We start from the raw sequence: 25,059 nt of genomic DNA on the forward strand, positions 1-25,059 counted from the left end.
CTGGTCATGCGCGAACGTCCCGATATCCTGATCCTGATGGCCGACCAGTTGAAGGCCGCCGCCCTGTCCGCCTATGGCGGCAGGGTGGCGAAGACGCCGCATCTGGACGCGCTGGCGGCCGGCGGCGTCGTGTTCGAAAACGCCTATTGCAACGTCCCCCTCTGCGCGCCGTCCCGCGCGGTCTTCATGAGCGGCCGGCTGGCGTCCCGGATCGGGGCCTATGACAACGCCGCCGAATTCCCGTCCCAGACGCCGACTTTCGCCCATCATCTGCGCCTGGCGGGCTACGAGACCATCCTGGCCGGCAAGATGCATTTTTGCGGCCCCGACCAGTTGCACGGCTTCGAAACCCGGCTGACGACCGACATCTATCCCGCCGATTTCAACTGGACCCCGGACTGGACGCGTTTCGACGAGCGGCCGGAATGGTACCACACCATGAATTCGGTAACCGAGGCCGGGCGGTGCGTGCGCACCAACCAGATCGATTTCGACGAAGAGGTCACGTTCAGTGCCCGGCAGAAACTGTACGACCTGGCCCGCGATCCCGATCGCAGGCCCTTCGCCATGGTGGTCTCGCTGACTCACCCGCACGACCCGTTCACCATCCCCGATCCCTGGTGGAGCCGGTATAGCGACGCGGAAATCGACATGCCCGCCATCCCGGCGCAGGCCGGCGACCCGCATGCCGCCCGGCTGCACCATGTCAACGGCATGGCGCTGCAGCCGGTGACCGAGGCGCAGGTCCGCGCCGCGCGCCGCGCCTATTACGGCGCCTGCTCCTTCGTCGACGATGCGTTCGGCCGGATTCTCGGCACGCTGCGCGATACCGGACTGGACCGCGATACGATCGTGATCGTGATTGCCGATCACGGCGAAATGCTGGGCGAACGCGGCCAATGGTACAAAATGAGTTTCTTCGACGATTCCTGCCGCATCCCGATGATCGTCAGCGCGCCGGACCGTTTCGCCCCCCGCCGGGTGCGGGCCTGCGTGTCCCTGGTCGACCTGCTGCCCACGCTGTGCGATCTGGCGCACCGGTCCGATCGTCTGCCCGGCGAGGGCCGGTCGCTGCTGCCCTATTGCACGGGCCATGATGATGACGGGCTGGCGCTGGGCGAATATACCGCCGAAGGCGCGATCGCCCCGATCGTCATGATCCGGCGCGGGCAATGGAAATTCGTGCATTGTCCGGCCGATCCGGATCAATTGTACGATCTTCGGGCCGATCCGCGCGAAATCCGCAACCTGGCGGCCGATCCGGCGCATCGCGCGCTGTGCTGCGCCTTCCTGGCCGAAATCGGACGGCGATGGGACCTGGCCGGGTTGCATGCCGATGTGCTCATGTCGCAGCGCCGCCGCCGGCTGGTGGCCGAGGCACTGCGCCAGGGCGCGCCGCCCGCCTGGGACCATCAGCCCACGCGCGATGCGCGCATGCTCTATATCCGCAGCCACATGGACCTGGAAATCCTCGAACGGCGCGCGCGCTTCCCGGCGCCGGTCCGGCCGGACCCGGCGGACGGACAAAGCTGATGCGGGCGGCACGCGCCCTGCTGGCCAGCCTGGCGCTCCTGTGTGCCGCGGCGCCCGCGGCACGGGCCGGGCCCCCCGCCGGCAGCCCAGTCGCCGCCAACCCGGTCGCCGACGCCCCGTCCTGCGTGCCGATCCGCCTTTCCGACGTCGGCTGGACGGATGCCGAAGCCGTCACCGCCGTCGCCGTGCGGCTGTTCGATGCGTTGGGATACCGGCCGCAGGCCCCGATGCTGACGCTGACGATGACCTATATCGCCATGCGCGACCGGCGGGTCGACGTGTTCCTGAGCAATTGGGAACCGTCCGGCCATCTCGCGATCGCACCCTTTCTGGCCGATGGCAGCGTGCAGCGCATCGCGACCAATCTGTCCGGCGCGCATTACACGCTGGCGGTGCCCGATTATGTCTGGAACGCCGGATTGCGCGATTACAAGGATATCGCCGCCTGGGGCCGTCGGCTGGGCTACATGATTTTCGGGCTGGAAGCGGGCAATGACGGAAACGCGCTCGTCCTGGCCATAATCCGCGGCAACCAGTTCAATCTGGGCCGTTTCCGCCTGGTCGAAAGCAGCGAACAGGGCATGCTGTCGCAACTCGACCGCGACGTGCAGAGCCGTCGGCCGATCCTGTTCCTGGGCTGGGAGCCGCATCCGATGAACATGCGCTTTCCGATCCGCTATCTGACCGGGGGCGAGTCCGTGTTCGGGCCGGATGGCGGCGCCTCGGTCCATACCGTGATCCGCGCCGGCTACGGCGCAGCCTGCCCGAACGCGGTCCGCCTGCTGTCGCGCATCCATTTTACCATCCAGGACGAAAACACGATGATGCAGGCGATCCAGCGCGACCGCATCGACCCGTCCATCGTCGCCTGGCGCTGGCTGCGCGATCATCCGGCCGCATGGTCCGGATGGCTCGATGACGTCGTCACGCGTGACGGTCGCCCGGGGCGCCCGGCGGTGGCGGCGGTGCTGGGGCGGCGGCCCGGGGGGTGATCGAATCGGTTTTTTCAGGGACCGTCCAGAAACCGATCGATCCGTCCCACGACCGCGCGCGGCTGTTCCCAGAACGGATTGTGGCCGAGTCCGGGATAAATGGCCACCTGCGCGCCCGGCAGGGCGGCGATCAGGGTGCGGCGGACCTCCGGCGGCATGATCGGGTCCTTTTCGCCCCAGATCAGCAGGCAGGCCGCTTTCAGCCGGGCCAGGCCGGGCTGCGGATCGAAGCCGGTCAGGCCCTGATCCAGCACGGCAAGCCAGACGGCGGCGGGGATATGGGCGGACTCCACGCGCTGGCGCCGGATGAAATCGGGATCGACCGGCGTCGGAGACGACCACCAGGCGCGCATGAAGGCGGAATCCGGATCGATCGGGTCGCGCAGCCGGCTGATGGGGGTGCGGAAATCGAAGGCGGCCCTGCGCTCGGCCCGCTCACGCGGGGTGGGGGCGGCGGCCGGCCCGCCGGTCGAGGAGACCAGCACGGCATGCTTCACGCGGTCGGGCCAGTTTTCGGCAAAGACCTGCACGATCAGGCTGCCCAGCGAATGACCGACCAGGTCGGCCCGCTTCAGGCCGAGATGATCCATCAGCAGGCGGATATCCCAGGCGAAATCGACCAGGGCGTAGCAGCAGCCGGGCTTGGAAGAGCGTCCATGCCCCCGCAGGTCGACGATGATCAGCCGGTCGCGCGGCGAGAAGGCCCAAAGGGCGGGAAACCAGTCCCGCGCGCTGTCGGTATAGCCATGGACCAGGATCACGGGCCGCCCGTCGCGCGGCCCGATGGTGATGAAGGCCAGGTCGATCCCGTCCGGCAGCGAAACGGTCCGCCGGGCATCGTCGAACTGCGCCGGCGTTTCGGCACGGGGCGCCGCCGTGGGGACGGCCGGCATCGCCGTGGCCATCCCCGCGGCCATCCCCGCGACCGCCAGCGCGGCACGGACCAGGCTCGCCCGGCTCATGACCGGCGCGGCATGGCGATGGCGCGTCCGGCCCCCTCGGGGACCGGCAACGCGCTGTGCGCCGTCCGCAGCGCGGCGATGGCGCCGGCGACGGCCTGCGGGATCGGCGCGCTCCGCGCGCGCGCCGTATCGACATGGATCAGCATCTGTTCCGCCGTGGCCAGGGGCGCGTCGTCACCCGCCGCGGTCAGCACGTGGAACAGATGCAGCCGCTTGCCGTCGGCGTCCAGGACGCGGGTCCGGACCATGATCGCCATGCCGCACCGCGCCTGGCCCAGATGCCGGAGATGGGTCTCGACGGTGTAGAAACTCTGTCCGGCCGCGACATGGTCCGGGCCGGCGCCGATGGCGTCCAGGATATGGTCGGTCGCCTCGCCGAACACCTGAAGATACCGGTGTTCGGTCATGTGGCCGTTATAATCGATCCATTCCGGCGGCACGACGCCGTGCCAGCTTGCCGGTATGCCGTCCGCCCCGGGCTGGCCGCCTTGCGCACCGTCCGCGCGGCGGGCGGCGAAACGGTTCAGCGTCGCCCCCGCCGCATAACCCTGCGGACCGACGGTCGCCAGCGCGCGGATGACCTTGACCAGCGCCTCGTCGCGCAGGCGCTCCAATGCGCGAACCGTCATGCCGCCCGCCTGCTCGTCCGACTGGCCGGCGATGCGGTCGATCAGCGCGTCGGTCAGTTCGGGGGCGACCAGCCTGGTCCAGGGCAGTTCCAGCGCCGGCCCGAACTGGGCCAGGAAATGCCGCATCCCCGCATCGCCGCCGGCCAGGCGATAGGTCAGGAACGTCCCCATGAAGGACCAGCGCAACCCGGCGCCGTACCGGATCGCGTCGTCCAATTCCGCCGTCGTCGCGACGCCCTCCTCGATCAGCCACAGCCCCTCGCGCCACAGCGCTTCGAGCAGACGGTCGGCTATGAAACCGTCCACTTCCTTGCGCACATGCAGGACCTGCATGCCGATGGCGCGATAGAAGGCCGCAACCCTGGCCTTGGTGTCCTCCGACGTCCGCGCGCCGCCGCAGATCTCCACAAGCGGCAGCAGATAGACGGGGTTGAACGGATGGCCGACCACGAAGCGTTCGGGATGGCGCAGCCGCGCCTGCAGCCGCGTGGGCAACAGCCCGGAGGTCGACGAGGCGATCGGCACGGCGGCGGGCAGCAGGGCGTCGATCCGCCCCAGCACGTCGCATTTCAGCGTCTGGATTTCCGGCAGGCTTTCCTGGACGAAATCGGCGCCCTCCAACGCCTCTTCCAGCGTCGCGGCGATATGCAGCCGTCCTTCCGGCGGCAGGGCGCCGGGCAGCAGCCCGGCCCAGGCCGCGCGCGCCATGCCCAGAACGGCTTCGGCGCGGGCACGGGCGTCCGGGCTGGGATCATAAAGGACGGCGTCGCGTCCGTTCAGCACGAAGCGCGCGGCCCAGCCGGCGCCGATCACGCCGCCGCCGACCAGCCCGCAGCGTTTCGGGCCAAAATCCTGTCCGTTCATATCCTGTCCGCTCATCGCATCATCCCCGTTTCGTCAGCCCGAGCAGCCCGCGCACCGCCTGCGGTCCCAGGATCTCGACATTCATCGCGCCCAGGATCGTCGCCGCCCGGTCGACAAGCTGCGCATTGCTGGCCAGTTCGCCGCGCGAGAGATAGAGATTGTCCTCCAGCCCCACCCGGATGTTCGCGCCGACCATCGGCGCCAGCCCGACATAAGGCAGTTGGAAGCGGCCGAGCGAAAACATGCTGTAGACGCAGTCCGCCGGCAGCGCATTGACCATGGCATGCAGGGTCAGCAGGTCGTTGGGCGCGCCATAGGGCACACCCATGCAGAGCTGGATCATCAGCGGCGCGTCCAGCAATCCTTCCCTGAACATCTGTTTCACGAACACCAGATGGCCGGTATCGAACACTTCCAGTTCCGGCCGCACGCCCAGCGCCCGGACCTGCCGCGCCATCTCCCGCAGGATCGACGGCGTATTGACCATGACATAGTCGCCCAGCGAGAAATTCATCGTCCCGCAATCCAGCGTGCAGATTTCGGGCAGCAGTTCGGCCACGTGCGCCAGGCGTTCGGTCGGGCCGGCCATGTCCGTCCCCGTGGCGTCGGGCGGCAGCGGGGACTCGCCGCCGCCCAGCACCAGGTCGCCGCCCATGCCGGCGGTCAGGTTGATGATCACGTCGGTATCGGCGTCGCGGATGCGTTCGACGACCTCGCGGTATAATGCAATGTCGCGCGCCGCCTTGCCCGTTTCGGGATCGCGCACATGGATATGCGCCACGGCGGCCCCTGCCTTGGCCGCGTCGATCGCGGCGTCGGCGATCTGTTTCGGCGTGATCGGCAACCCGGGATGGCTGGCCGCCGTATCCCCGGCCCCCGTGACCGCGCAGGTGATGAACAGGCTGGTTTTCATGCAGGTTCGCCCTCGTGCCGACGGACAGGCATCCTGTCCGTCCCGAAGCGAGTGTCGCGCGCGGCGCGGGGCGCGTGCGTGACCGTTCCCGCCCTTTGCGTTGCGGTTCCGGTCGGATATCGTCACGCTCCATGACGTGCCGCGTCGGTTTCCTGCTGGTTCCCCGCTTTTCCGCGCTGGGGTTTCTCTGCGCGGCGGAACCGTTGCGCGTGGCCAACCGGCTGGCCGGGCAGGCGCTCTATCAATGGGACGTTCTCTCGCTCGATGGCCGGCCGGCCGTGGCGTCCAACGCGATGCGGATCGAGGCGGCGCGGTCGCTGGCGGACGCGGCCCGCGCCGACGCGCCGGCCCTGGACTGGCTGGTGGTCTGCGCCGGGTTCTCGCCGCTGGCGGGGCTGGCGCGCGCGCACGACCGGGCACTGCGCGTCCTGGCCCGGCGCGGCGTCCAGATGGGCGGGATCGATACCGGCGCCTTCCTGCTGGCGCGGGCCGGGCTGGGGCAAGACACGCCGATGACGATGCATTGGGAGGCACGGCCGGCCTTCGTCGAGGCATTCCCGGACTGGCGCGCGTCAGACGAATTGTTCGAGGATCATGGCGGCATCTTCACCGGCGCGGGGGGAACGGCGTCGATCGACCTGATGCTGGCGCGCATCGCCGCCGCGCGGGGCGCCGGCTTCGCGCGCCGGGTGTCGGAACAATGCATCCATACGGTCATCCGCCGGCCCGACGCGGCGCAGAAGGCGCCGCAGCGCGGGCGGTCGCCCGCTCATAATCGGCGGCTGGCGCGGGTGGTCGCGCTGATGGAGCAGACGACCGACCGCCGCCTGGGCGTCGGGGAACTGACCGCGATCGCCCACTGCTCCGAACGGCATCTGGAGCGGGTGTTCCATCACGCGTTCGGCTGGGGAATGGCGGCGCATCACCGCAAGCTGCGCCTGGCCAGGGCACGCACGATATTGCGCGAGACCGACCTGCCGGTGACCGAAATCGCCGCCGCGACGGGCTTCGAAAGCCGTTCGGGCTTCTCGCGCGCCTATCGCGACGAATTCGGCGTCCCGCCCGCCGCCGACCGGATCGAACCGTGACGGCCAGGCTGGAACCGCGCGGATGCTCTCGGCAGAAACCCGACGATCACGACGCGCGTCGCTTCCCCGTGCGCTTGCTGCGTGGCGAGGCACGTTCGGTCAGTTCGATCGCGCTGCGCAGGTGGCTGATCATCTCGGCCCTGGCAACGCCCTCGTCGCGCCGGACCAGGGCATCGACGATGCGGCGATGCCCCGCGATCGTGGCATCGACGGAATATTCCGGGATCGAAATCAGATGCCCCACCCGGGAAAACCAGATCTGGTCGTAGCTGACTTCCAACTGGCGGGCCAGCAGCCTGTTGTCGCCGCCCTTGGCGATCGCGACATGAAACAGGGCGTCGAACCGTTCATAATCATGGAACCGCTTTTCGCCGGCGGCCCTGTACTGCTCGTCCACCAGATGGACGATGTGCGCCAGGTCCGCATCGCTGGCGCGGCGGCAGCACAGCACCACGGTACTCGCCTCGATCGCCTCGCGGAATTCGTACAGCTCCCGGATCCGGTCCACATGCGGCTGGACCACCATGTAGAACCGGCCCTTGCGCTCGATCAGATTGTCCTGGTGCAGCCTCTGCAGCGCCTCGCGCACGGGGGTCCGGCTGACGTCGTAGCGGTGGGCGATATCGCTTTCCTGAAGGATCGTACCGCCGGGCGTGCGGTTGCTGATCAGGTCCCGGCGCAGCGCGACATAGAGTTCCTCGCCGCTATAATGGCCGCGCGGTTCGCCCGGGCTGTCCTCGGCCGGGGGCGCGGGCGGGTGTCTTTCCTTCATCGGCCGGCCTCGTTCATGTCTTCTGGAAAGGATGCCATATCCGCTAAAACCAGATGGCCGCCCGCCGTCAATCGCCGTTCAGGTGAAACCGTTCGAGCCGGAACGGCGCACGGGACGCGGCGCCGGCCTCGCCGGTCACGATCTCGGCCATCAGCTTGCCGGCCGCGGGACCGATGCCGAAGCCATGGGCGGAAAAGCCGGTGGCCAGGAACAGGCCGGGATGCCGCGCCACGGACGACAGGATCGGCAGCGCGTCCGGCAGCACGTCGATTGTCCCGGCCCACGCGGCCGCAATGCGCGCGGCACGAAAGACGGGCATGTCCTGCTGCAACCGCGCGAAGGTGGCTTTCAGCGTGTCGCTGTCGGCTGCCGGGTCGCAGGCGCGGAACTCTTCGAACGGATTGGGCCGGCCGGGTCCGAAGCGCCGCTCCAGCCACAGTTCGCGGAAGAAGCTGGCCCCCGCGCGCACCCGCAGCAACTGCTTCTGCTTCAGATAGTTCGGCAGGTACAGGCGCAGGAAACGCAGCGCGTCGGGCGTCACATAGGTCAGCGACGAATTGCGGCGCGCGACGGTATAGCCGCCATCGCGGCGGCGGCGCAGGCAGAACGCGGTGGAGGCCACGTTGGGCAGCGGGCCGTCCTCGACCGGGGTGGTGCGCAGGACCGAGGCGACCACCTTCAATTGCGGGATCACGATGCCGGCCGTCGCGCTCAGCCAGCGTGACCAGGCACCGGCGGCGATGACGACGGCGTCGGCGGCGACGGGGCCGGTTTCGGTCTCGACGCCGGTGGCCCGCCCGCCGCTGATGTCGATGTGCCGGACGGCAGTGCCCGCAAACAAGGCGGCGCCGGCATCGCGGACCTTGCGTTCGAGAAAGCGCATGGCCTGGTCGGGTTCGATGCCGGCATCGCCCGGCGCGAACAGACCGCCGGCCTGGCGGCGCCGAAGCTGGGGCAGGGCGCGGGCGACCGCCTCGGAATCCAGTTCCCGCGTATCGAGTCCCCGGCCGCGGGCCTGGGCGAACCAGGCTTGCAGGGCCGACCATTCCGCTTCGGTCTCGGCAAGCGACACCAGCCCGCAGGGCCGAAAGCCGAAATCGCCCTCGGCCGCCCATCGGCGCCACAGCGGGCGGCTCTGCAGGGCCAGTTCCAGCTCGGCCATGTCCTGCCCGACGGTGCGCATCCAGCCCCAGTTGCGGCTGGATTGCTCATAGGCCGGAACACCCTTGTCGAGGACCGCGACGGACAGGCCGTGCTCCCGCAGGAACAGGGCGGTGGACAGCCCGATGATCCCCGCGCCGACGACGACGACATCATAGCGTGGTTTCGGGCGCGACGGCGACGTCATGACATGCGGGCTCCGCGTGCGTTCACTGGGCTCCATCGTGGCTGCAGATCCATTCGTATACCGGATGCCCATCACGCCGAACCAACCTCTACATAACCGGTGTTTCAGCATACTGGAAGGGGAATGGACTCACCGGTTTTCACGCCGAATCTTCTTCCGTGAAAAGAATGTTCTGCTGTTTTCCGCCAATTTCAAAGAATTTTCGGTCCATATTCAAAACGAGCTGGACAGGCAATATCGTTTCGGCCTAGCTTCGGTATGCTGAAACGCGATGATCCGGCGGATGTCATGCCATCATGGGGTATTCGGCATACATTGGGTGCGCCGTGCGCCGCGTCGCGTCCCGACCATCTCCCAGGCAGTGGGGCGCCCTATGTCCGGTCTCAGATTCCGTTCCCTCAGCGTCACGGCGGCCGCGTCCGCGGGCGTCACGCTGATCGCCGCGACGGTGGCCAGCGTGACGGTAGCCAAAGCGGCGGTTGCCGGCGCGCGGCCGCACCCGCTATCCGGCACGGCGCCCGTTACGGCGCGGGACGCATCGACGCGGGCCCCGGCGCACCGCCCCACGCCGAAACGGCCCCCGCGCGCCGTGGCGCCGCCAAGGCCCGAGGAAATCACCGTCAGCGCGCAGGCGTCGGCGACCGGCATGACCGGCGCGGTGCCGGGGGGCGGGCTGATGCCGCGGCAGACCGCGCCCTATGCCCGCAACACGATAACGCGCGACTACATCGCGGCGCAGTCCCCGACCACCAACGTGCTCAACCTGGTGCGCAACACACCCGGCGTCGTGGTCGCCACGGCGGACCCGACCGGGGCGACCGACCGGATGAGCGTGTCGATGCGGGGCATGAACCAGAATGAGATCGGCTACGAGTTCGAAGGGATGAACCCGTCGGACGTGCTGTATTACAGTCCGGCATCCTCGACCTGGGCGGATACGGAAAATATCGGATCGATCACGGTGTCGCCCGGCTCGCCGGACCTGATGGCGCCCACCTTCAGCGCGGTGGGCGGACTGATCAGCGCGACGATGCGCAGCCCGTCCCCCAAGGCGGGCGGCCTGGCCGACTTCACCTTCGGCGGCAACGACCTGGAGCGCGAATTCATTCGGGGCGAGACGGGCGAGATCGGGCATTCCGGCTTCCGGTCCTACGCGTCGTTTTCCGACACCACCGCCACCAACTGGCGCGGCCCGGGCGGCCTGAATCGCTGGCACGTGGATTTCAAGGGCGAAAGGACATGGGGCGACGGCAACAGCATCTCGCCCTTCATGTCCTACAACGACGTCACCGAAAACCTGTATACCTACCCGACGCTGGCGCAGTGGCGGCAATACGGCGATTCCTACAATTACGCGCCGAATTTTACCGGATCGAACACGGATTATTACAAATTCCACCAATATGAGTGGCGTCACGCGCATGCCGGTGTGCAGGCGCATCTCAACCTGGGCCACGGCCTGGCCCTGGCCGCCACGCCCTATCTCTACGACGTGGACGGCACGCTGAACGGCGCGACGGCGCTCAGCCGGACCGGCAGCTATCTCGGCAGCGAACCGGCAGGCATCCTGCAATTCCCGCCAGGGGCGGGCGGCCGGGCGGGCGGCCGGGTAAGTAATCAGGCGGCGGCCGTGTCGGTCGATCATTTCACCGAATCGACGTTCGGCTTGAACACGGCGCTGACATGGACGCATCACCATAACGCATTGTCGCTCGGCTACTGGTATTCCTACGTGAACTATACCGAGGACCCCTCCTATTCGCTGCCCGGGGCCAACGGGCAGGCGGCCAATCTGTGGGGGCGATATCCCGTGCTGACCCAGGACGGACGGCGGCTGCTGCAATGGAACGCGCATGTGATCCAGCAGCTCAACGCGCTGACGCTGCAGGATACCTATCGCGCGCTGGACGACCGGCTGACCGTCTCGGCCGGGCTCAAGGCCGTGATGATGACGCGCATGGCGACCAACCTGATTCCGGGGGCGACCTACGCGACCGGGTTCAGCGATTTCCAGCCTCTGCCCCGCGTCGCGATCAGCTACCAGGCCACGCCGCACGACCAGGTCTATCTCAACGGCACGACCGCCTTCCGCGAAGCCGCCGCGGTAACGCCGTCGATCGACATGTTCAGCGTCGCGACGGGCAGGATGACCAGCGCGCATTCCAGCGACATCAAGCCGGAATATTCGATCGCCGAGGAAATCGGTTTCCGCCATTACGGCGCGTTCAACCTGACCGTCTCTCTGTTCAACTATAATTTTACCAACCGCCAGGTGACCAGCAACCAGCTCGTCAACGGCACGACCATCACGTCGTCGCTGAATGGCGGCGGCCAGACGACGCGCGGCGCCAGCGCCGAATTCAGCCTGCCGGCCTGGCATCATGTCGCGCCCTACCTGTCGGGCCAGTATCTGCATGCCACCATCGACAACGACATCGCGGCCGGCGGCGACTATTTGCCGACCCGGGGCAAGAGCGCGGTCCTGACGCCGACCTTCATGGGATCGATCGGCCTGTCCTATGACGACGGGTCTCTGTTCGGGAATTTCTCGTTCAACTATGTCGATTCCCAATACACCACCTTCATGGACGACCAGAGCATGCCGGCCTACAAGACCGCGAATGTCAGCCTGGGGTACCGCCTGCACAGCGTGGGCGCCCTCAAGCGGCCGCAGATCCAGCTCAACCTGATCAATGTGGGGGATGCACGTTATCTGTCCGGCGCATGGGGCCTGACCTCGAACGCGGTCGCGACGCGCGGCATCTATGGACACATGGTGGCGGCCAGCCAGCCGACCTACATCACCGGCGGCAAATTCTCGGGCGTCGTCTCGCTGACGACCGGCTTCTGACGGTGGCGGGGACGGCGGCTCCGGCGACGGTCCGCGACGCGGGGCAGGCGCGCACCATTCTGGCGACCGTCCTGGGCGGGGCGCTGGAATGGTACGACCTGCTGCTCTACGGGCTGTTTTCCGTCACCTTCTCGCGCCTGTTCTTTTCGACCGGCGCCGGGGGCGCGCAGCCTCTGCTGCTCAGCCTGGGCAGTTTCGGCGTGGCGTTCGTGGTGCGCCCGCTGGGGGCGGCCTGGCTGGGGTCGTGGACCGACCGGCATGGCCGGCGCAGCGGGCTGATCCTGTCATCGGCATTGATGACGATCGGCACCGGGGCGGTCGCGCTGATTCCCGACAGCCGGTCGATCGGTCCGGCGGCGGGATTGCTGCTGGTGGTGTCGCGGCTGCTGCAGGGGTTCGCGGCGGGCGGTGAATTCGGCAGCGCCTCGGCGATGCTGGCGGAACGCGATCCGGCGCGGCGTGGATTCTATGCCAGCCTGCAATGGTCGGCATCCGGCTGTTCCGTGACGCTGGCGGCGTTCCTGGCGTGGTGCGTGCATCATTTCTTCTCGGACCGCCAGATCGACGCGGGGGCGTGGCGCCTGCCGTTCCTGTTCGGGCTGGTCATGGGGCCGTTCGCCACCTGGCTGCGTCTGCGCAGCGCGGAATCGGCGGCTTTTTCCCGCCGCGAGAATCACGCCCCTCTGCGCGAGATCGTGCGGGGCGACAAACGGCGTATGATCCTGGCGATCGGCACGGTCGGGCTGGGGGCGACCGGCAGCGCGCTGAACGTCTATATGCCGACCTATGCCCGCACCGTCCTGCACCTGTCGGAAACCGGGTCGCTGTTCGGAACGGTGGTGTCCGGCATTCTGTCGATCGTCCTGCCGCCGGTCTTTGCCGGCCTGGGCGACCGAACGGCGCGGCGCGGGCTGATGATCACGGCGGCGACCATCGGCGGCCTGGCGGCCTGGCCGCTCTTCGCGTGGCTGGCCGCCGCGCCGTCGGCGACGCGGCTGATGCTGGTGCAATCGGCCTTCATCGTCTGCATCTATGGCGGCTATTACGCGTCGGTGCCGGCGCTGATGGCGGACCTGTTCCCCGCCCGCAACCGGGCCAGCGCCATCGCGCTCAGCTATGCCGCAAGCCAGCTCCTGTTCGGCGGCTTCACGCCGCTGCTGCTCTCGCTCCTGACGCGCCGGCCGGGCAACCTGCCGGCACCCGGCCTGTACCTGCTCGCCGTGTCGGCGCTCAGCGTCTCCTGCCTCTGCCTGGCGGGCCCGTCGATCCGCGACGCCGCGGCGCGGAGGACGACATGACGCTGCTTCCTCAGCCGGGCAGGTCGGGCGCCGTCATTCCCGGAAGGGACAGGTCGGAAATGGAGGCCGTGCAATGCGCCTCGAACCGTTCGAGCAAGCGTGATTTCCGGATCGTCTCCAGCGTCGCGATCCCGACCACCATCGGCCGATGATCGCCCGCCAGCCTGACCCGGACGACGCGCCGTCCATCCAGGGCGAGATCCGAACGAGGCCGCACATTGGCCAGCGTGTAGCCATATCCGTTGGCGACCATCGTGCGCACCACTTCCTGATGCGAAGAGCGGGAATACATCTTCGGTTCCAGCCCCTCGCGAAAGAAGAGCCCGAAGAAATATTCGCGGCTCAACGGCAGGTCGAGCAGGATAAGCGGCTCGTCCGCAAGTTCGCGAAGGGAAACCTCTTCGCGGCCCGCGAAGGGATGCGCCGCGCTGACCAGGATATGGGGTGGCAGGCTGGCGAGGGGCAGGAAACTGATGTCCTCGGGAATCTGGAGGTCATAGGTGATGGCGATGTCGATCTCGGCGCGCTTCAGCCTTTCCATAAGCTGTTCGTGATCGGCCTCGAACTGCCGGATTTCGGTGGCCGGATAGGCGGACATGAACCCGTGCGCGAGTTCCGGCATGATCATCGGCGCCAGGGTGACCATGGCGCCGACCGTCAATTGGCCCCGCACCTGGTCCGTGACCTCGGACGCGGCGGCATAGAGTCCTTCGGCCATCTGGATCACCCGCTTCGCTTCCGCGACGAGCCGGCGCCCGGCCGGCGTCAGCGACAATCCCTGCGCATGATGGCGGATGAAGAGCTGAACGCCGAGTTCCTGTTCGAGATGGGCGATCGCAGTAGAAATCGAAGGCTGGGAAATCGAGAGTTTCTCCGAGGCATGTCGGATCGACCCGGCTTCGCCTGCCGCGATGAAATATTCGAGCTGACGAAGCGTATAGCGCATGCCGTCTTTTATACCATCGCACGCCGACAGGCGAGAGGTCGCGCTCAGTCCTTGTAGTCGGGCTCCTCCCTGTCGAGGATCAGCTTCATTTCCTCGAAATGGCGGATGGAGAAATCCGTGATGCGCTCCCAGTCCCCGGCTGTCTTTTCCGCGACGTCGTCGGCCAGGACCGAAAGCGGCCTGCCGGTCGAATAGGCCGTGACGAGTATCTGGCAGGCCCGTTCCAGCGTATACATGTCGTCGAAGGCTTCGCCGACGGTGCGGGCGACGACCATGACGCCGTGATTGCCCATCATCAGCCGGGTCCTGTCGCCCATCAGCGCCGCGAGGCGGGCGCCCTCGGCCGCGCTGTCGGCCATGCCGCCATATTGCCTGTCGATCGCGATTCTTCTGAAATATCGGGCCGTATTCTGGTCGATCGGGGGAATGACGGGATCCTGCAGGGTCGCGATCGCCGTCGCATGGACAGGATGCAGGTGCATGGCCACCCGCGCGCGCGGGTTGATCCTGTGCAGTTGGCCGTGAATGGCCCAGGCGGTCGGATCCAGGTCGCGGCTGTCCGCATCGCCCGGCTGCCGCGCATCCACCACGATCAGGTCGCGCGCGCATACCCTCGAGAAGTGCCGCCATTTCGGGTTGATGAGAAAGCGCGTGCCGTCCTCGGAAATGGCGGCGCTGAAATGGTTGGCGACGGCTTCGTGCATCCCCAGGCGCGCCGCGATGCGCAGGGCGGCCGCCAGATCCACCCGCACGCTCTGTTCGTTGTCCTGGCTCAAGACCGCCTCCGCGGGATGGTTTCCCTCATGACGGAGGCAGCGTAGAATCGTGACGTCTATCGGGTAAAGATTGTTTTTTTGAAGCCGTCATAAGGTTTTTCGTTGCCCGAAGCACCGTCGTCCGGCTCTTAGGAAAATGCTAAGCATCGATGATCAAAATGATTGTTTGTGGAATTTTCTGATTTCATTACAAGAACGAACGGCTTTTCATGCGCCGGAATGATCTTCGGCACGGTCGGAAAAGGGTATCCGGAATGGCAACCGAAAAAGTCGATACGCTCGTGATCGGCGCGGGTCAGGCCGGGCTGGCCATGAGCGAGCATCTGGGCCGGCGGGGTGTGTCGCATCTCGTCGTGGAACGGAAGCGGATCGTCGAGCGCTGGCGGTCCGAGCGTTGGGACTCCCTGGTGGCCAACGGGCCGGCCTGGCATGACAGGTTTCCCGGCATGACATTTCCGGACGTCGATCCGGACGACTTCGCGCCCCGCCAGAAGATCGTCACGTATTTCGAGGCCTATGCGCGGCGGATCGAAGCCCCGGTCCGCTGCGGGGTCGAGGTCCTGTCGCTTCGCCGGAACGAAGGCGGCTCCGGCTTCGCGGTGGAAACCTCGTCCGGCGTGATCGAGGCGACGAACGTCGTCGCCGCCACCGGACCGTTCCAGAAACCGGTCGTCCCCCCGATCATTCCGCCCGATGCCGCGGTGCTGCAGATCCATTCCAGTGGGTACCGCAATCCGGACCTGCTGCCGGCAGGCGGTGTCCTGGTCGTCGGCGCGGGGTCCTCGGGCGTGCAGATCGCCGACGAACTGCGGCGCGCGGGCCGCCCCGTCTGGCTCTCCGTCGGCCCCCATGACCGGCCGCCCCGGCGCTATCGGGGGCGTGACTTCGTCTGGTGGCTCGGCGTCCTCGGAATGTGGGACATGGCGGTCAGCAGCCCGTCCATGGAACATGTCACAATCGCCGTCAGCGGCGCGCGCGGCGGACATACGGTCGATTTCCGCCGGCTGGCGCAGGACGGCATGACCCTCCTCGGCAGGACGGACTCCTTCCGGGATGGTGTCCTGCACGTCGCACCGGACCTGAAGGCGAATATCGACCGGGGCGACGCGGACTATCTCGCGATGCTGGACGCGGCGGACGCCTATGTGGCGCAGCAGGGACTGGATCTTCCCGAAGAGCCCGCGGCACGGGCGATCGGGCCGGATCCCGCATGCGTCACCGATCCCGTCCTGTCCCTGGACCTGCACGGGGCGGGCATCGCCTCCGTCATCTGGGCGACCGGCTATGCGCTGGATTTCGGTTGGATCAAGATCGATCTCTTCGACGCGAAGGGCAGCCCGCGCCATCGCAAGGGCGTGTCCGAGGAACCGGGGCTCTATTTCCTCGGCTTGGCCTGGCTGACGCGCAGGGCGTCGCCCTTCATCTGGGGCGTCTGGCACGACGCCGACTATCTGGCCGGCCATATCGCGGCGCGGAGATGACCGGCACAGAGACCATCACAGAGACCATTCTGGACCGGCTCGTGGCATTCCCGAGTGTCTGCGGCCAGTCCAACACCGACATGATCGGCTGGATCGCGGCGCATCTCGCCGCGCTGGGCGCGCGGGTGCGGCGCATCCCCGGCGACAGGCCGGACGCGTTCAGCCTGTTCGCCTCGGTCGGGCCGGATATCCCCGGCGGCATCGTCCTGTCGGCGCATTCGGACGTGGTGCCCGCCGCCGGTCAGGCCTGGTCCTCGGATCCCTTCGTGCTGACGAAGCGGGACGACCGGCTGTACGGCAGAGGGACCAGCGACATGAAGGGTTTCCTGGCCTGCATGCTGACGGCCGCCGGGAAAGCCGCCGCCCGCCCGCTCGTCCGTCCGCTGCACCTGGTGATCTCCCATGACGAGGAACTAGGGTGCCTCGGCGTCCGTTCGCTGCTGGCGGCGCTGAAGACGGATGGCGGCATGCGGGGCGCCGCCGGCTGCATAATCGGCGAACCGACCGAAATGGCGGTCGCCGTCGCGCACAAGGGAAAGATCGCCTTCCGGATCGTCAGCCGGGGCGAGGCCGCGCACTCCGCCGATCCGTTCCGGGGAACGAACGCGATCGTCCTGGCCGCCCAAATGATCGGCCGGCTGACGGATCTCCAGGACCATATCCGCGTGACCGAGCCGCACGATACGCGGTTCGCGGTGCCGTTCTCCACGGTCCAGGCGGGGCTGATCGAGGGGGGAACCGCGCTGAACATCGTTCCCGATCTCTGCGTGGCGACGGCCGAGATGCGGCTGATTCCCGGCCAGGACGGCTCGGCTTCCCTTGCCTGGCTGGACGCCGCCGCACGGCGCGTGGAGGCCGAGGCCGGCCGGGGGACGATCCGGATCGACATCGTCAACGCCTATCCCGGGCTGGATGGATGCGCCGACACCGAAATCTGCGCGCTCGGCCTGCGCGCGGCCGGACGGAATGCCCCCGGCGTGATCGATTTCGGCACCGAAGCGGGGCTGTTCGCGCAGCAGCTCGGCCTGCCCTGTATCGTCTGCGGGCCGGGATCGATCGGCCGGGCGCACAAGGCGGACGAATATATCACCACGCGGGAACTGGCGCAGGGCGACAGGTTTCTCGACGGGATCCTGGACCGGCTCCGCCGCTGAACCGGGGCACCCGCCGAAATATGCCGAGGAGACAGGGAGAAAGACGGACATGACCTTTTCCATCATCGCCAGATGCGCGCGGACGGGCCAGTTCGGCATCGCCGTGTCCTCCTCGTCCCCCGCGGTCGCCGGCCGCTGCGCGTTCGCCCGGGCCGGGGTGGGGGTGGTGGCGTCGCAGAACGTGACGGATCCGCGGCTTGGCCCGCTCGGCCTCGACCTGATGGACGGGGGCAGCAGCGCCGCCGAGTGCCGCGATGCCCTGGTGCGCACCGGCCCGTTTCCCGAATTCCGGCAACTCGCCGTCATGGATCGCCACGGCACGGCGGCCGTCTGGTCCGGGGCGCGGACGCTGGGATGCCATGCGACGGCGGTCCGCCGAAACGTGGCGTCGGCCGGCAACCTGCTGGCCAACGCGACGGTGCCCGACGCGGTCGTGGAGGCTTTCCTCGCCTCCGATCCGTCCCAGGAACTCGGCACGCGCCTCGTGCGCGCCATGTGCGCGGGCCTGGCGGCTGGCGGCGAGGCCGGCCCGCTCCGCTCCGCGGGCCTGCTGGTCGTCGACCGCCAGAGCTGGCCCCTGACCGACCTGCGCGTCGATTGGGACGATGCGCCGATCGCGCGCCTGGCCGATCTCTGGACCGTCTGGCAGCCGCAGATGAACGATTACGTCACGCGCTGCCTGGATCCGTCGTCCGCGCCCGCGTACGGCGTGCCCGGCGACGAATGACCCCGGGCCCATTCCGTCCTCCCGGATGGCCTTGGTTCCGGATAGGGTTCCGAACAGGTCCGCTCAGTCCGGCAACACCGCGATGACGTCGACCTCGATCAGCCATTCCGGACGGGCAAGGGCGACCACGACCAACCCGGTAAAGACCGGAAAGACGCCCTTCAGATACTGTCCCAGGACGCGATACGTGGCTTCCCTGTGGCGAATATCCGTCAGATAGACGGTCACCTTGCAGATATGCGCAGGATCCGATCCCGCCTCTTTCAGCAGCAGCAGGATGTTCTGCATGACCTTGTGGGCCTGCCCGGCCGGGTCGCCGACGGCCACGTTCTCGCGCGTGTCGAGGTCCTGCGGCACCTGGCCGCGAAGATAGACCGTATTGCCCGCCACGACCGCCTGGCACAAATCATTGTCCAGGTTCTGCTCGGGATAGGTCTCTTTCGTATTGAACGGGCGGATGCGCTTATGGACGGGCATATGTCGTGACCTCATGTCCTGGCCGGAACCGGCGCACTACCCCGGCCGGTTCGATCCGGGAATGGTCGCAGGCCGGGACGATCTATGAAAGAACGGAACCGTTTCCTTTGGCTTCGGAAAAACCGAAGGAAGCGGGGCGCGCGCCGCCAGGGCCTCCTTTCGCCGCCATGCGCGAACGGACATGATGATATCGCAATAAATCCACGGGCTTGATAGATTTTTCCGACGCATGGCGTAGGGAAATACGTCGCAGCGGGCTACTGTATCCAGCGGCGGAATAATGTCGTATCGGTCGATGCCGCACCGGATCGTTCCGCGTCATCAGCGCGGCACCGGACACGGAGGGCTCATGATCGATTCGCTCGGTTCCCCGGAAGCGGAAACCATCTATCCGATCCCCCCCGCGCGCCGCCACGGCCGGCCGCGCGACCTGTTCACCGTGTGGTTCGGCCCGAACCTGATGATGCTGACCGTCGTGACGGGGGCGCTGTCCACGACGGTCTACGGCCTGCCGCTGCTGCCGGCGCTGCTGGCGCTCCTGGCCGGAAATCTGATCGGCGGCGTGTTCATGGCGCTGCACGCGGCGCAGGGGCCGCGTCTCGGCGTGCCGCAGATGGTCCAGACGCGCGGCCAGTTCGGCCTGATGGGCGCGGTGCCGGTAACCGCCGTCATCGTCCTGATGTATGTGGGGTTCGCGGCGTCGAACCTCGTGCTGGGCGCCGAGGGACTGCAAAGCATCGTGCCCGGCCTGGGCCGTCTTTCCGCCATCCTGGTCGTCCAGGCGCTTTCGGTCCTTCCCGCCATCCTCGGCTACCGGGCGATTCATCTCGCGGCGCGGGTCATGACAATGCTCTGCGGCGCCGCCATCCTGTTCTGCATCGCGCGGGTGCTGGCGCTGCATGCCGGCGACCTGCCGTTCCTCGCGCCGGGCCGGCCGGGCTGGACCGGCATTCTGCGGACAATGTCCACGGCGGCCCTGTGGCAGATCGCCTATGCGCCCTATGTCTCGGATTCCTCGCGCTATCTCCCGGCCGGTCCCGCGGGCGAAAGACAGGCATTCGCGGCCTGCTTCTCCGGTTCCGTGCTGGGGTCGGTGCTGGCGATGGCGCTGGGCGCGGCGGTGGGGCTGCTGGCGGCGGGACACGGCATCGTCGTCACGCTGGCGGCGCTGCTCGGGCCGTGGGTGGCGGCGGTCCTGGCCGCGCTGTCGCTCGGCATCGCCGTGGCCAACGCCATGAACATCTATTGCGGGGCCCTGTCGACCCTGACGGTGGCGCAGACCTTCACGCCCGGCCGGCGCTACGGCCGGACCGCGCGCCTGATCGTGACGGTGGCGCTGCTGGCGCTGGCCTTTGCCATGGCGACCCTGATGGCCGACAGTTTCATGAGCGCATACGGCGAATTTCTCGAACTGCTGATGTCGGTCATGATCCCGTGGACGGCCATCAACCTGACCGATTACTACCTCCTTCATCACGGGGACTATGACGTCGCCTCGTTCTTCGCGCGCGACGGCGGGCGCTACGGTCTTTTCAACGGCCCCGCCCTGGCCTGCTACGTCATCGGCATCCTCGTGCAGGTGCCCTTCCTCTCGACCGCGCTCTATACCGGCCAGGTGGCGCGGGCGCTGGGCGGCGTCGACCTGTCCTGGGTCGTCAGCCTGCTCCTGACCCCGCCGCTCTATATCGCCATGGAACGGCGCTTCAACGCGCGGGCGCTGCCCGCCACGGCCACCGACTGAACAGACCGAAATCAGGGTCTCCAGGCGCAGGCGCGTTCCAGAAGATCCCCGATCAGGCCGGAAAGCTTTTCCATCTTCCGCGCATCGGCGGCAGGCGCCGCCCCGCCCTCCGATGCCAGATAGGTCGCCTGGGCCTTCTCAAGCTGGATGGCATGGATCCTCTCCGCGGGACGGCCGTAATGACGGGTGGTGTAGCCCCCCTTGAACCGGCCGTCGAGGACAGAGGAATAGCCCCCACCCTCCGTCAGCCCGGCCATGACGGCGGCGATCAGGCCGCCGGCACAGGCGGCGCCGTCATTGGTGCCGAAATTCAGGTCCGGCAGCCGTCCTTCGAACAGGCGCGGGATCACCGTGCCGATGGAATGGGCGTCCCACAGGACGGCATGGCCGTGGCGCGCGCGCACGCGGTCGAGTTCCGCCGCGACGGCATCATGATAAGGCTGCCAATAGCGTTGCCGGCGCGCCGCGATCTCGGATTCGCCGGGTTCGGCGCCGGTCCGGTAGATCGGCCGCCCATCAAAGGTCAGCGTCGGCACCAGGCCCGTCTTCGGCCGCCCGGGATAGAGCGCCGCATCGTCGCCGCCGCGATTGAGGTCGATGACATAGCGCGAATAATGCGCCCGCAGCACGCCGGCGCCCAGTCGCGCCGCGACCTGGTACAGGCGGGGAACATACCAGTCGGTATCGGGCAGGGCGCGCCCCGCCTCCGTCATCCGCGCCGCCATGCCGGGGGCGAGGCGTGTCCCGGCATGGGGAATGGTGACCAGCACGGAGGCATCCCCCCGGACAAGCGAGAAAACCGGCCCCTCCATCGCGAAGATTCTCCTTTCAGGCCCGCAGCCTTGTCAGGTCCCCAGCCTTGTCAGGCCGACAGCCTTGCCATGGCCGCCCGGAAATCGCGGGCGATGGCATCCCGGGCGACATGCCGCCCGCCCGCGACCACCCATCGGCCGGCGCACAGGACATCGGAAACCGGAAGGGCCGGACGCGCGAAGAGGACGCTGTCGAGGATCGCGTCGCCCGTCAGGCCCGGCAGCGCCAGATCCTCCGCCGCCAGGGCGCAGAGATCCGCCCGCCGGCCGGGGGCGATGCCGGCCTCCACGCCGCAGGCCTGGGCGCCGCCCGCCAGGCACGCGTCGTACAGGAAACGCCCGACCGAACCCGTCCGTCCCGCCGGCAAGGCGCGGCATCGTTGCTGCGACCGCAGGCGCTGGCCGTATTCCAGCAGGCGCAGCTCCTCGCCGGGGCTCAGCAGGATGTTGCTGTCCGGGCCGACGCCGAACCGGCCGCCTTCATCGATGAAGGCGGCAAGGGGGAAGATCCCGTCACCCAGATTGGCCTCCGTGATCGGGCACAGGCCGGCCACGGCGCCCGAGCGGGCCAGGTCGCCGCATTCCCCCGCGTCCATGTGGGTGGCATGCACCAGGCACCAGCGCGCATCGACCGGGCAGTGGTCCATCAGCCAGCGCACCGGGCGGGCGCCCAGGGCCGCCAGGCAGTCCTCGACCTCGCGCCGCTGTTCCGCGACATGGATATGCACCGGCCCGTCTTCCGGCGCGGCCCGCAGCATCGCGCGGATGCAGTCCCCGTCCACTGCCCGCAGGGAATGCAGCCCGACGCCGCGGCGCAGCAGGGACGCGCCGGCAAAACGATCCCCGAGATCGGCGATGATGCGCGCGATGAAATCGGGATCGCCGCGAAAGCGCCGCTGCGACGGCGCCAGATCCTGTCCGAACCCCGCGCGCATATAAAGCGTCGGCAGCATGGTGATGCCGATCCCCGCCGTCAGCGCGCCGTCTACGACGGCCTCGGCCATGGCGCCCGGCCGGGCATAGGCCGCGCCGTCCGGCGCACGGTGCAGATAGTGGAATTCCGCAACCTGCGTGTAGCCGGCCTCGAGCATCTCCATATACACGAAGGCCGCGACCGCGCGCAGCGTATCCGGCTGCAGCGTGCCGGCCAGCGCATACATCCGCTCGCGCCAGGTCCAGAAGGAATCGGCGGGATCCGTCCGGCATTCAGCCAGCCCCGCCATGGCGCGCTGGAAGGCATGCGAATGCAGGCCGGGCAGGGGCGGCAGCACGATGTCGGCCCGGCGGTCCCCCGCCTCCGGCCGGCAGCCGGCGACGACCGTACCGAATGCGCCCCCTTCGGCGAAACCGATCCGGACGTCGCGCCGCCACCCCTCGGGCAGCAGGGCCAGTCCGGCGAACAGCGATCCGTTTCGGGGGGAAGGGGACATGGATGCAGGCGTCCTGGAATGTCGTTGCGCACCGGATACGCTTAAACTAGACATGTATAGATAAGTCCGGTCAAGGAAAGACCAAAGAAAGACCAGGGCCAGAGAAAGCCAGGGAAAGAGAACGGCATGTGGGACCGTCTGTGGATCGATGTGCATCTCTCCGTCGCGGCCCGCGGCGACGGGCGGCCCGGCGGGGACGATTTCGGCATCATCCGCGACGGCGCGCTCGCGGTGCAGGATGGCCGCATCGCATGGGTCGGCGCCGCCGCCGACCTGCCGGGCCCGGCGCGGGACCTGGCGGCCTCGGTCATCCGGTGCGGCGGCCGCTGGATGACGCCGGGGCTGGTCGATCCCCACACCCATCTGGTCTATGCCGGCGACCGCAGCGCGGAATTCGCCGAACGCCTCCAGGGCGTCAGCTACCAGGACATCGCCCGCCGCGGCGGCGGCATCGCGGCGACGATGCGCGCAACCCGCGCGGCCAGTGACGACGAACTGCTCCAGGCCACGCTGCGGCGGGCGCGCCGCCTGGTCGCGAACGGCGTGACGACGCTGGAAATCAAGTCGGGATACGGGCTGACGCTGCACGATGAAATGCGCCTGCTGCGCGTGGCGCGGCGCGTCGGCGACGCGCTGCCGCTCCGGATCCATGCGACATTCCTCGGGGCCCACGCGCTGCCCCCCGAGCATGCCGGGCGCCGGGACGACTATGTCCGCCTGCTGTGCGCGGACATGATCCCGGCGGTGGCCGAGGCCGGGCTGGCCGACAGCGTGGACGCGTTCTGCGAGGGCATCGCCTTCACCCCCGGCGAGGTCGAGCGCGTGTTCGCCGCCGCGTCGCGCCACGGCCTGCCGGTGCGCCTCCATGCCGACCAGTTGTCCGACCTGTCCGGCTCCGCCCTGGCGGCGCGGTGGGGGGCCCTGTCGGCCGACCATCTCGAATATGCCGACGAGGCGGGCATCGCGGCGATGGCGCGGGCCGGCACCGTCGCGATCCTGCTGCCCGGGGCATTCTATTTCACGCGCGAAACCCGGCCGCCCCCCGTCGAGCTGCTGCGCCGCCACGGGGTGCGGATCGGCCTGGCAACGGACTGCAATCCCGGCACCTCGCCCGTCCTGACCCCCACCGGCATCATGAACATGGCCTGCACGCTCTTCCGCCTGACGCCGGGCGAGGCATTGGCGGGGCACACCCATGTCGCCGCCGCGGCCCTTGGGCTGGGGGACAGGGTCGGGCGGCTGGCCGTGGGATTCGCCGCGGACATGGCGCTCTGGGATATCGACGGCCCGCACGAACTGTCCTACTGGATCGGCGGCCAGCGGCCCGCCGCGCGGATCTTCGCCGGCGTGCCGGATGCGCCGCCAACCCGATCTCAAGCAGATCCTGTCTAGCGGGAGAGCCAAGCGTGCCGCCCATCATCGCCCAGGAAAAGCCGGCCGCGCGCTACGAGCAGGTCAAGCTCTACATAACCGGGCGCATCGCGGCCGGGGAATGGCAGGCCGGCCGCCGCCTGCCGTCGGAAAGCGAACTGGTCGAGCAGTTGGGCGTATCGCGGATGACGGTCCACCGCGCGCTCAGGGAACTGATGGCCGAAGGGGTCGTGACCCGCGCCCAGGGGGTGGGGACCTTCGTCGCCGAGCCCCGCCAGCGGGTCGAAATGCTGGAACTGCGCGACATCGCCGACGACATCACGGCCGGCGGCCACACGCACACCACCCGCGTCGTCGCGCTGGACGAACGGCGGGCGGACAGCGACCTCGCCACCGCCTTCGAACAGCGCCCCGGCGCGCGGCTGTTCCACTCGGTGATCGTGCATTACGAGGACGGCACCCCCCTCCAGGTCGAGGAACGGTTCGTCTCGCCGCATTTCGCCCCCGATTTTCTCGACCAGGATTTCACCCTCACCCACCCGCACCGCTACCTGTCGCGCATCGCCGCGGCCGAGGACGTCGAACATGTCGTCTTCGCGGTCACGCCGGACCCCGCGATCTGCGCCCTGCTGGACCTGCGCGAGCCCGAGGCATGCCTGCAGCTCATGCGGCGGACCTGGGTCGGCGGCCGGGTGGTGATGAAGGGGATCTTCACCTCTTCGGGCAGCCGCTACAGCTTCGTCGGCCGGTACCGGCCCTAGTGTCCCGATTCCGAAATTCGCAAGCGAATTTCGGAATCGAAAAGACACTAGAATCAATATTTTAGTGGCCTGCTGATCCGAGAAATTCTCATAAGAATTTCTCGGGCAGGACACTAGCCGATCCTCATAGCCT

The 25,059-nt window shown here is 68.1% G+C and carries 21 protein-coding genes; 11 read left to right on the forward strand and 10 right to left on the reverse strand.

Translation table 11 applies throughout. The annotated features are described in order from the left end of the window. The first annotated feature begins 6 nt into the window (after positions 1 to 6). Complete coding sequence (betC, locus tag QN315_RS11955) at positions 7 to 1,533, forward strand: choline-sulfatase (RefSeq protein WP_323989486.1); 1,527 nt, start codon at positions 7 to 9, stop codon at positions 1,531 to 1,533. Continuing rightward, entirely contained in the window at positions 1,533 to 2,525 is a 993-nt protein-coding gene (locus QN315_RS11960) for a glycine betaine ABC transporter substrate-binding protein (RefSeq protein ID WP_323989487.1), read from the forward strand. The genes betC and QN315_RS11960 overlap by 1 nt, the downstream gene beginning before the upstream one ends. Positions 2,526 to 2,539: 14 nt before the next feature. On the opposite strand, the gene QN315_RS11965 is transcribed toward QN315_RS11960, so the two are convergent. The 3 genes from QN315_RS11965 to QN315_RS11975 are packed head-to-tail and all read right to left on the reverse strand — an operon-like array spanning position 2,540 to position 5,893. Beyond that, entirely contained in the window at positions 2,540 to 3,487 is a 948-nt protein-coding gene (locus QN315_RS11965) for an alpha/beta hydrolase (RefSeq protein WP_323989488.1), read from the reverse strand. Continuing rightward, entirely contained in the window at positions 3,484 to 4,995 is a 1,512-nt protein-coding gene (locus tag QN315_RS11970) for a carnitine 3-dehydrogenase (protein ID WP_323989489.1), read from the reverse strand. Before QN315_RS11970 ends, QN315_RS11965 begins: the two co-directional genes overlap by 4 nt. Before the next feature lie 4 nt (positions 4,996 to 4,999). Next, positions 5,000 to 5,893, reverse strand: a complete 894-nt coding sequence (locus QN315_RS11975; RefSeq protein WP_323989490.1) for a 3-keto-5-aminohexanoate cleavage protein — start codon at positions 5,891 to 5,893, stop codon at positions 5,000 to 5,002. A 131-nt stretch (positions 5,894 to 6,024) separates the two neighbouring features. Between QN315_RS11975 and QN315_RS11980 the strand changes: the two genes are divergently transcribed. Next, positions 6,025 to 6,981: a helix-turn-helix domain-containing protein gene (locus tag QN315_RS11980; RefSeq protein ID WP_323989491.1), complete on the forward strand. Its 957-nt coding sequence runs from the start codon at positions 6,025 to 6,027 to the stop codon at positions 6,979 to 6,981. A 46-nt stretch (positions 6,982 to 7,027) separates the two neighbouring features. Here the strand turns inward: QN315_RS11980 and QN315_RS11985 are convergent, their stop codons facing one another. Beyond that, entirely contained in the window at positions 7,028 to 7,753 is a 726-nt protein-coding gene (locus QN315_RS11985; RefSeq protein WP_323989492.1) for a GntR family transcriptional regulator, read from the reverse strand. 67 nt (positions 7,754 to 7,820) lie between these two features. Beyond that, a complete protein-coding gene (locus QN315_RS11990; protein WP_323989494.1) occupies positions 7,821 to 9,101 on the reverse strand; it encodes an FAD-binding oxidoreductase in 1,281 nt (426 codons plus the stop codon). A gap of 373 nt (positions 9,102 to 9,474) precedes the next feature. Here QN315_RS11990 and QN315_RS11995 point away from each other — a divergent pair, with 373 nt between their 5' ends. Both QN315_RS11995 and QN315_RS12000 read left to right on the forward strand, forming a co-directional pair. Continuing rightward, positions 9,475 to 11,952, forward strand: a complete 2,478-nt coding sequence (locus QN315_RS11995; protein ID WP_323989496.1) for a TonB-dependent receptor plug domain-containing protein — start codon at positions 9,475 to 9,477, stop codon at positions 11,950 to 11,952. A 2-nt stretch (positions 11,953 to 11,954) separates the two neighbouring features. Then, positions 11,955 to 13,250 carry an MFS transporter gene (locus QN315_RS12000; protein WP_323989497.1) on the forward strand — a complete coding sequence of 432 codons (1,296 nt, stop codon included), beginning with the start codon at positions 11,955 to 11,957 and terminating at the stop codon, positions 13,248 to 13,250. A gap of 10 nt (positions 13,251 to 13,260) precedes the next feature. Here the strand turns inward: QN315_RS12000 and QN315_RS12005 are convergent, their stop codons facing one another. Both QN315_RS12005 and QN315_RS12010 read right to left on the reverse strand, forming a co-directional pair. Beyond that, entirely contained in the window at positions 13,261 to 14,196 is a 936-nt protein-coding gene (locus tag QN315_RS12005; RefSeq protein ID WP_323989498.1) for a LysR family transcriptional regulator, read from the reverse strand. 44 nt (positions 14,197 to 14,240) lie between these two features. Further along, a complete protein-coding gene (locus tag QN315_RS12010; protein WP_323989500.1) occupies positions 14,241 to 14,972 on the reverse strand; it encodes a class II aldolase/adducin family protein in 732 nt (243 codons plus the stop codon). A gap of 254 nt (positions 14,973 to 15,226) precedes the next feature. Here QN315_RS12010 and QN315_RS12015 point away from each other — a divergent pair, with 254 nt between their 5' ends. The 3 genes from QN315_RS12015 to QN315_RS12025 are packed head-to-tail and all read left to right on the forward strand — an operon-like array spanning position 15,227 to position 18,334. Further along, positions 15,227 to 16,453 (forward strand): NAD(P)/FAD-dependent oxidoreductase, encoded by a 1,227-nt coding sequence (locus QN315_RS12015; RefSeq protein ID WP_323989501.1) that lies wholly within the window; start codon positions 15,227 to 15,229, stop codon positions 16,451 to 16,453. After that, complete coding sequence (gene argE / locus QN315_RS12020) at positions 16,450 to 17,607, forward strand: acetylornithine deacetylase (RefSeq protein ID WP_408904511.1); 1,158 nt, start codon at positions 16,450 to 16,452, stop codon at positions 17,605 to 17,607. Before QN315_RS12015 ends, argE begins: the two co-directional genes overlap by 4 nt. A gap of 49 nt (positions 17,608 to 17,656) precedes the next feature. Further along, positions 17,657 to 18,334 carry a DUF1028 domain-containing protein gene (locus QN315_RS12025; protein WP_323989504.1) on the forward strand — a complete coding sequence of 226 codons (678 nt, stop codon included), beginning with the start codon at positions 17,657 to 17,659 and terminating at the stop codon, positions 18,332 to 18,334. A gap of 63 nt (positions 18,335 to 18,397) precedes the next feature. Here the strand turns inward: QN315_RS12025 and QN315_RS12030 are convergent, their stop codons facing one another. Then, on the reverse strand, positions 18,398 to 18,811 hold the full coding sequence (locus QN315_RS12030) for a RidA family protein (RefSeq protein ID WP_176640653.1): 414 nt from the start codon (positions 18,809 to 18,811) through the stop codon (positions 18,398 to 18,400). 349 nt (positions 18,812 to 19,160) lie between these two features. Here QN315_RS12030 and QN315_RS12035 point away from each other — a divergent pair, with 349 nt between their 5' ends. Then, positions 19,161 to 20,552, forward strand: a complete 1,392-nt coding sequence (locus QN315_RS12035) for a cytosine permease (protein ID WP_323989506.1) — start codon at positions 19,161 to 19,163, stop codon at positions 20,550 to 20,552. Positions 20,553 to 20,563: 11 nt separating this feature from the next. Here the strand turns inward: QN315_RS12035 and hutG are convergent, their stop codons facing one another. After that, a complete protein-coding gene (gene hutG, locus QN315_RS12040; RefSeq protein WP_323989508.1) occupies positions 20,564 to 21,364 on the reverse strand; it encodes an N-formylglutamate deformylase in 801 nt (266 codons plus the stop codon). A gap of 50 nt (positions 21,365 to 21,414) precedes the next feature. Continuing rightward, entirely contained in the window at positions 21,415 to 22,794 is a 1,380-nt protein-coding gene (locus tag QN315_RS12045) for a formimidoylglutamate deiminase (RefSeq protein WP_323989510.1), read from the reverse strand. 126 nt (positions 22,795 to 22,920) lie between these two features. Between QN315_RS12045 and hutI the strand changes: the two genes are divergently transcribed. Beyond that, a complete protein-coding gene (hutI, locus tag QN315_RS12050) occupies positions 22,921 to 24,186 on the forward strand; it encodes an imidazolonepropionase (RefSeq protein WP_323989512.1) in 1,266 nt (421 codons plus the stop codon). A 14-nt stretch (positions 24,187 to 24,200) separates the two neighbouring features. Continuing rightward, positions 24,201 to 24,926, forward strand: a complete 726-nt coding sequence (gene hutC / locus QN315_RS12055) for a histidine utilization repressor (protein WP_176641521.1) — start codon at positions 24,201 to 24,203, stop codon at positions 24,924 to 24,926. The last annotated feature ends 133 nt before the right edge of the window (positions 24,927 to 25,059 follow it).

The organism is Nguyenibacter sp. L1 (genome assembly GCF_035199985.1).
GTDB classification, from domain to species: Bacteria; Pseudomonadota; Alphaproteobacteria; order Acetobacterales; family Acetobacteraceae; genus Gluconacetobacter; species Gluconacetobacter vanlangensis.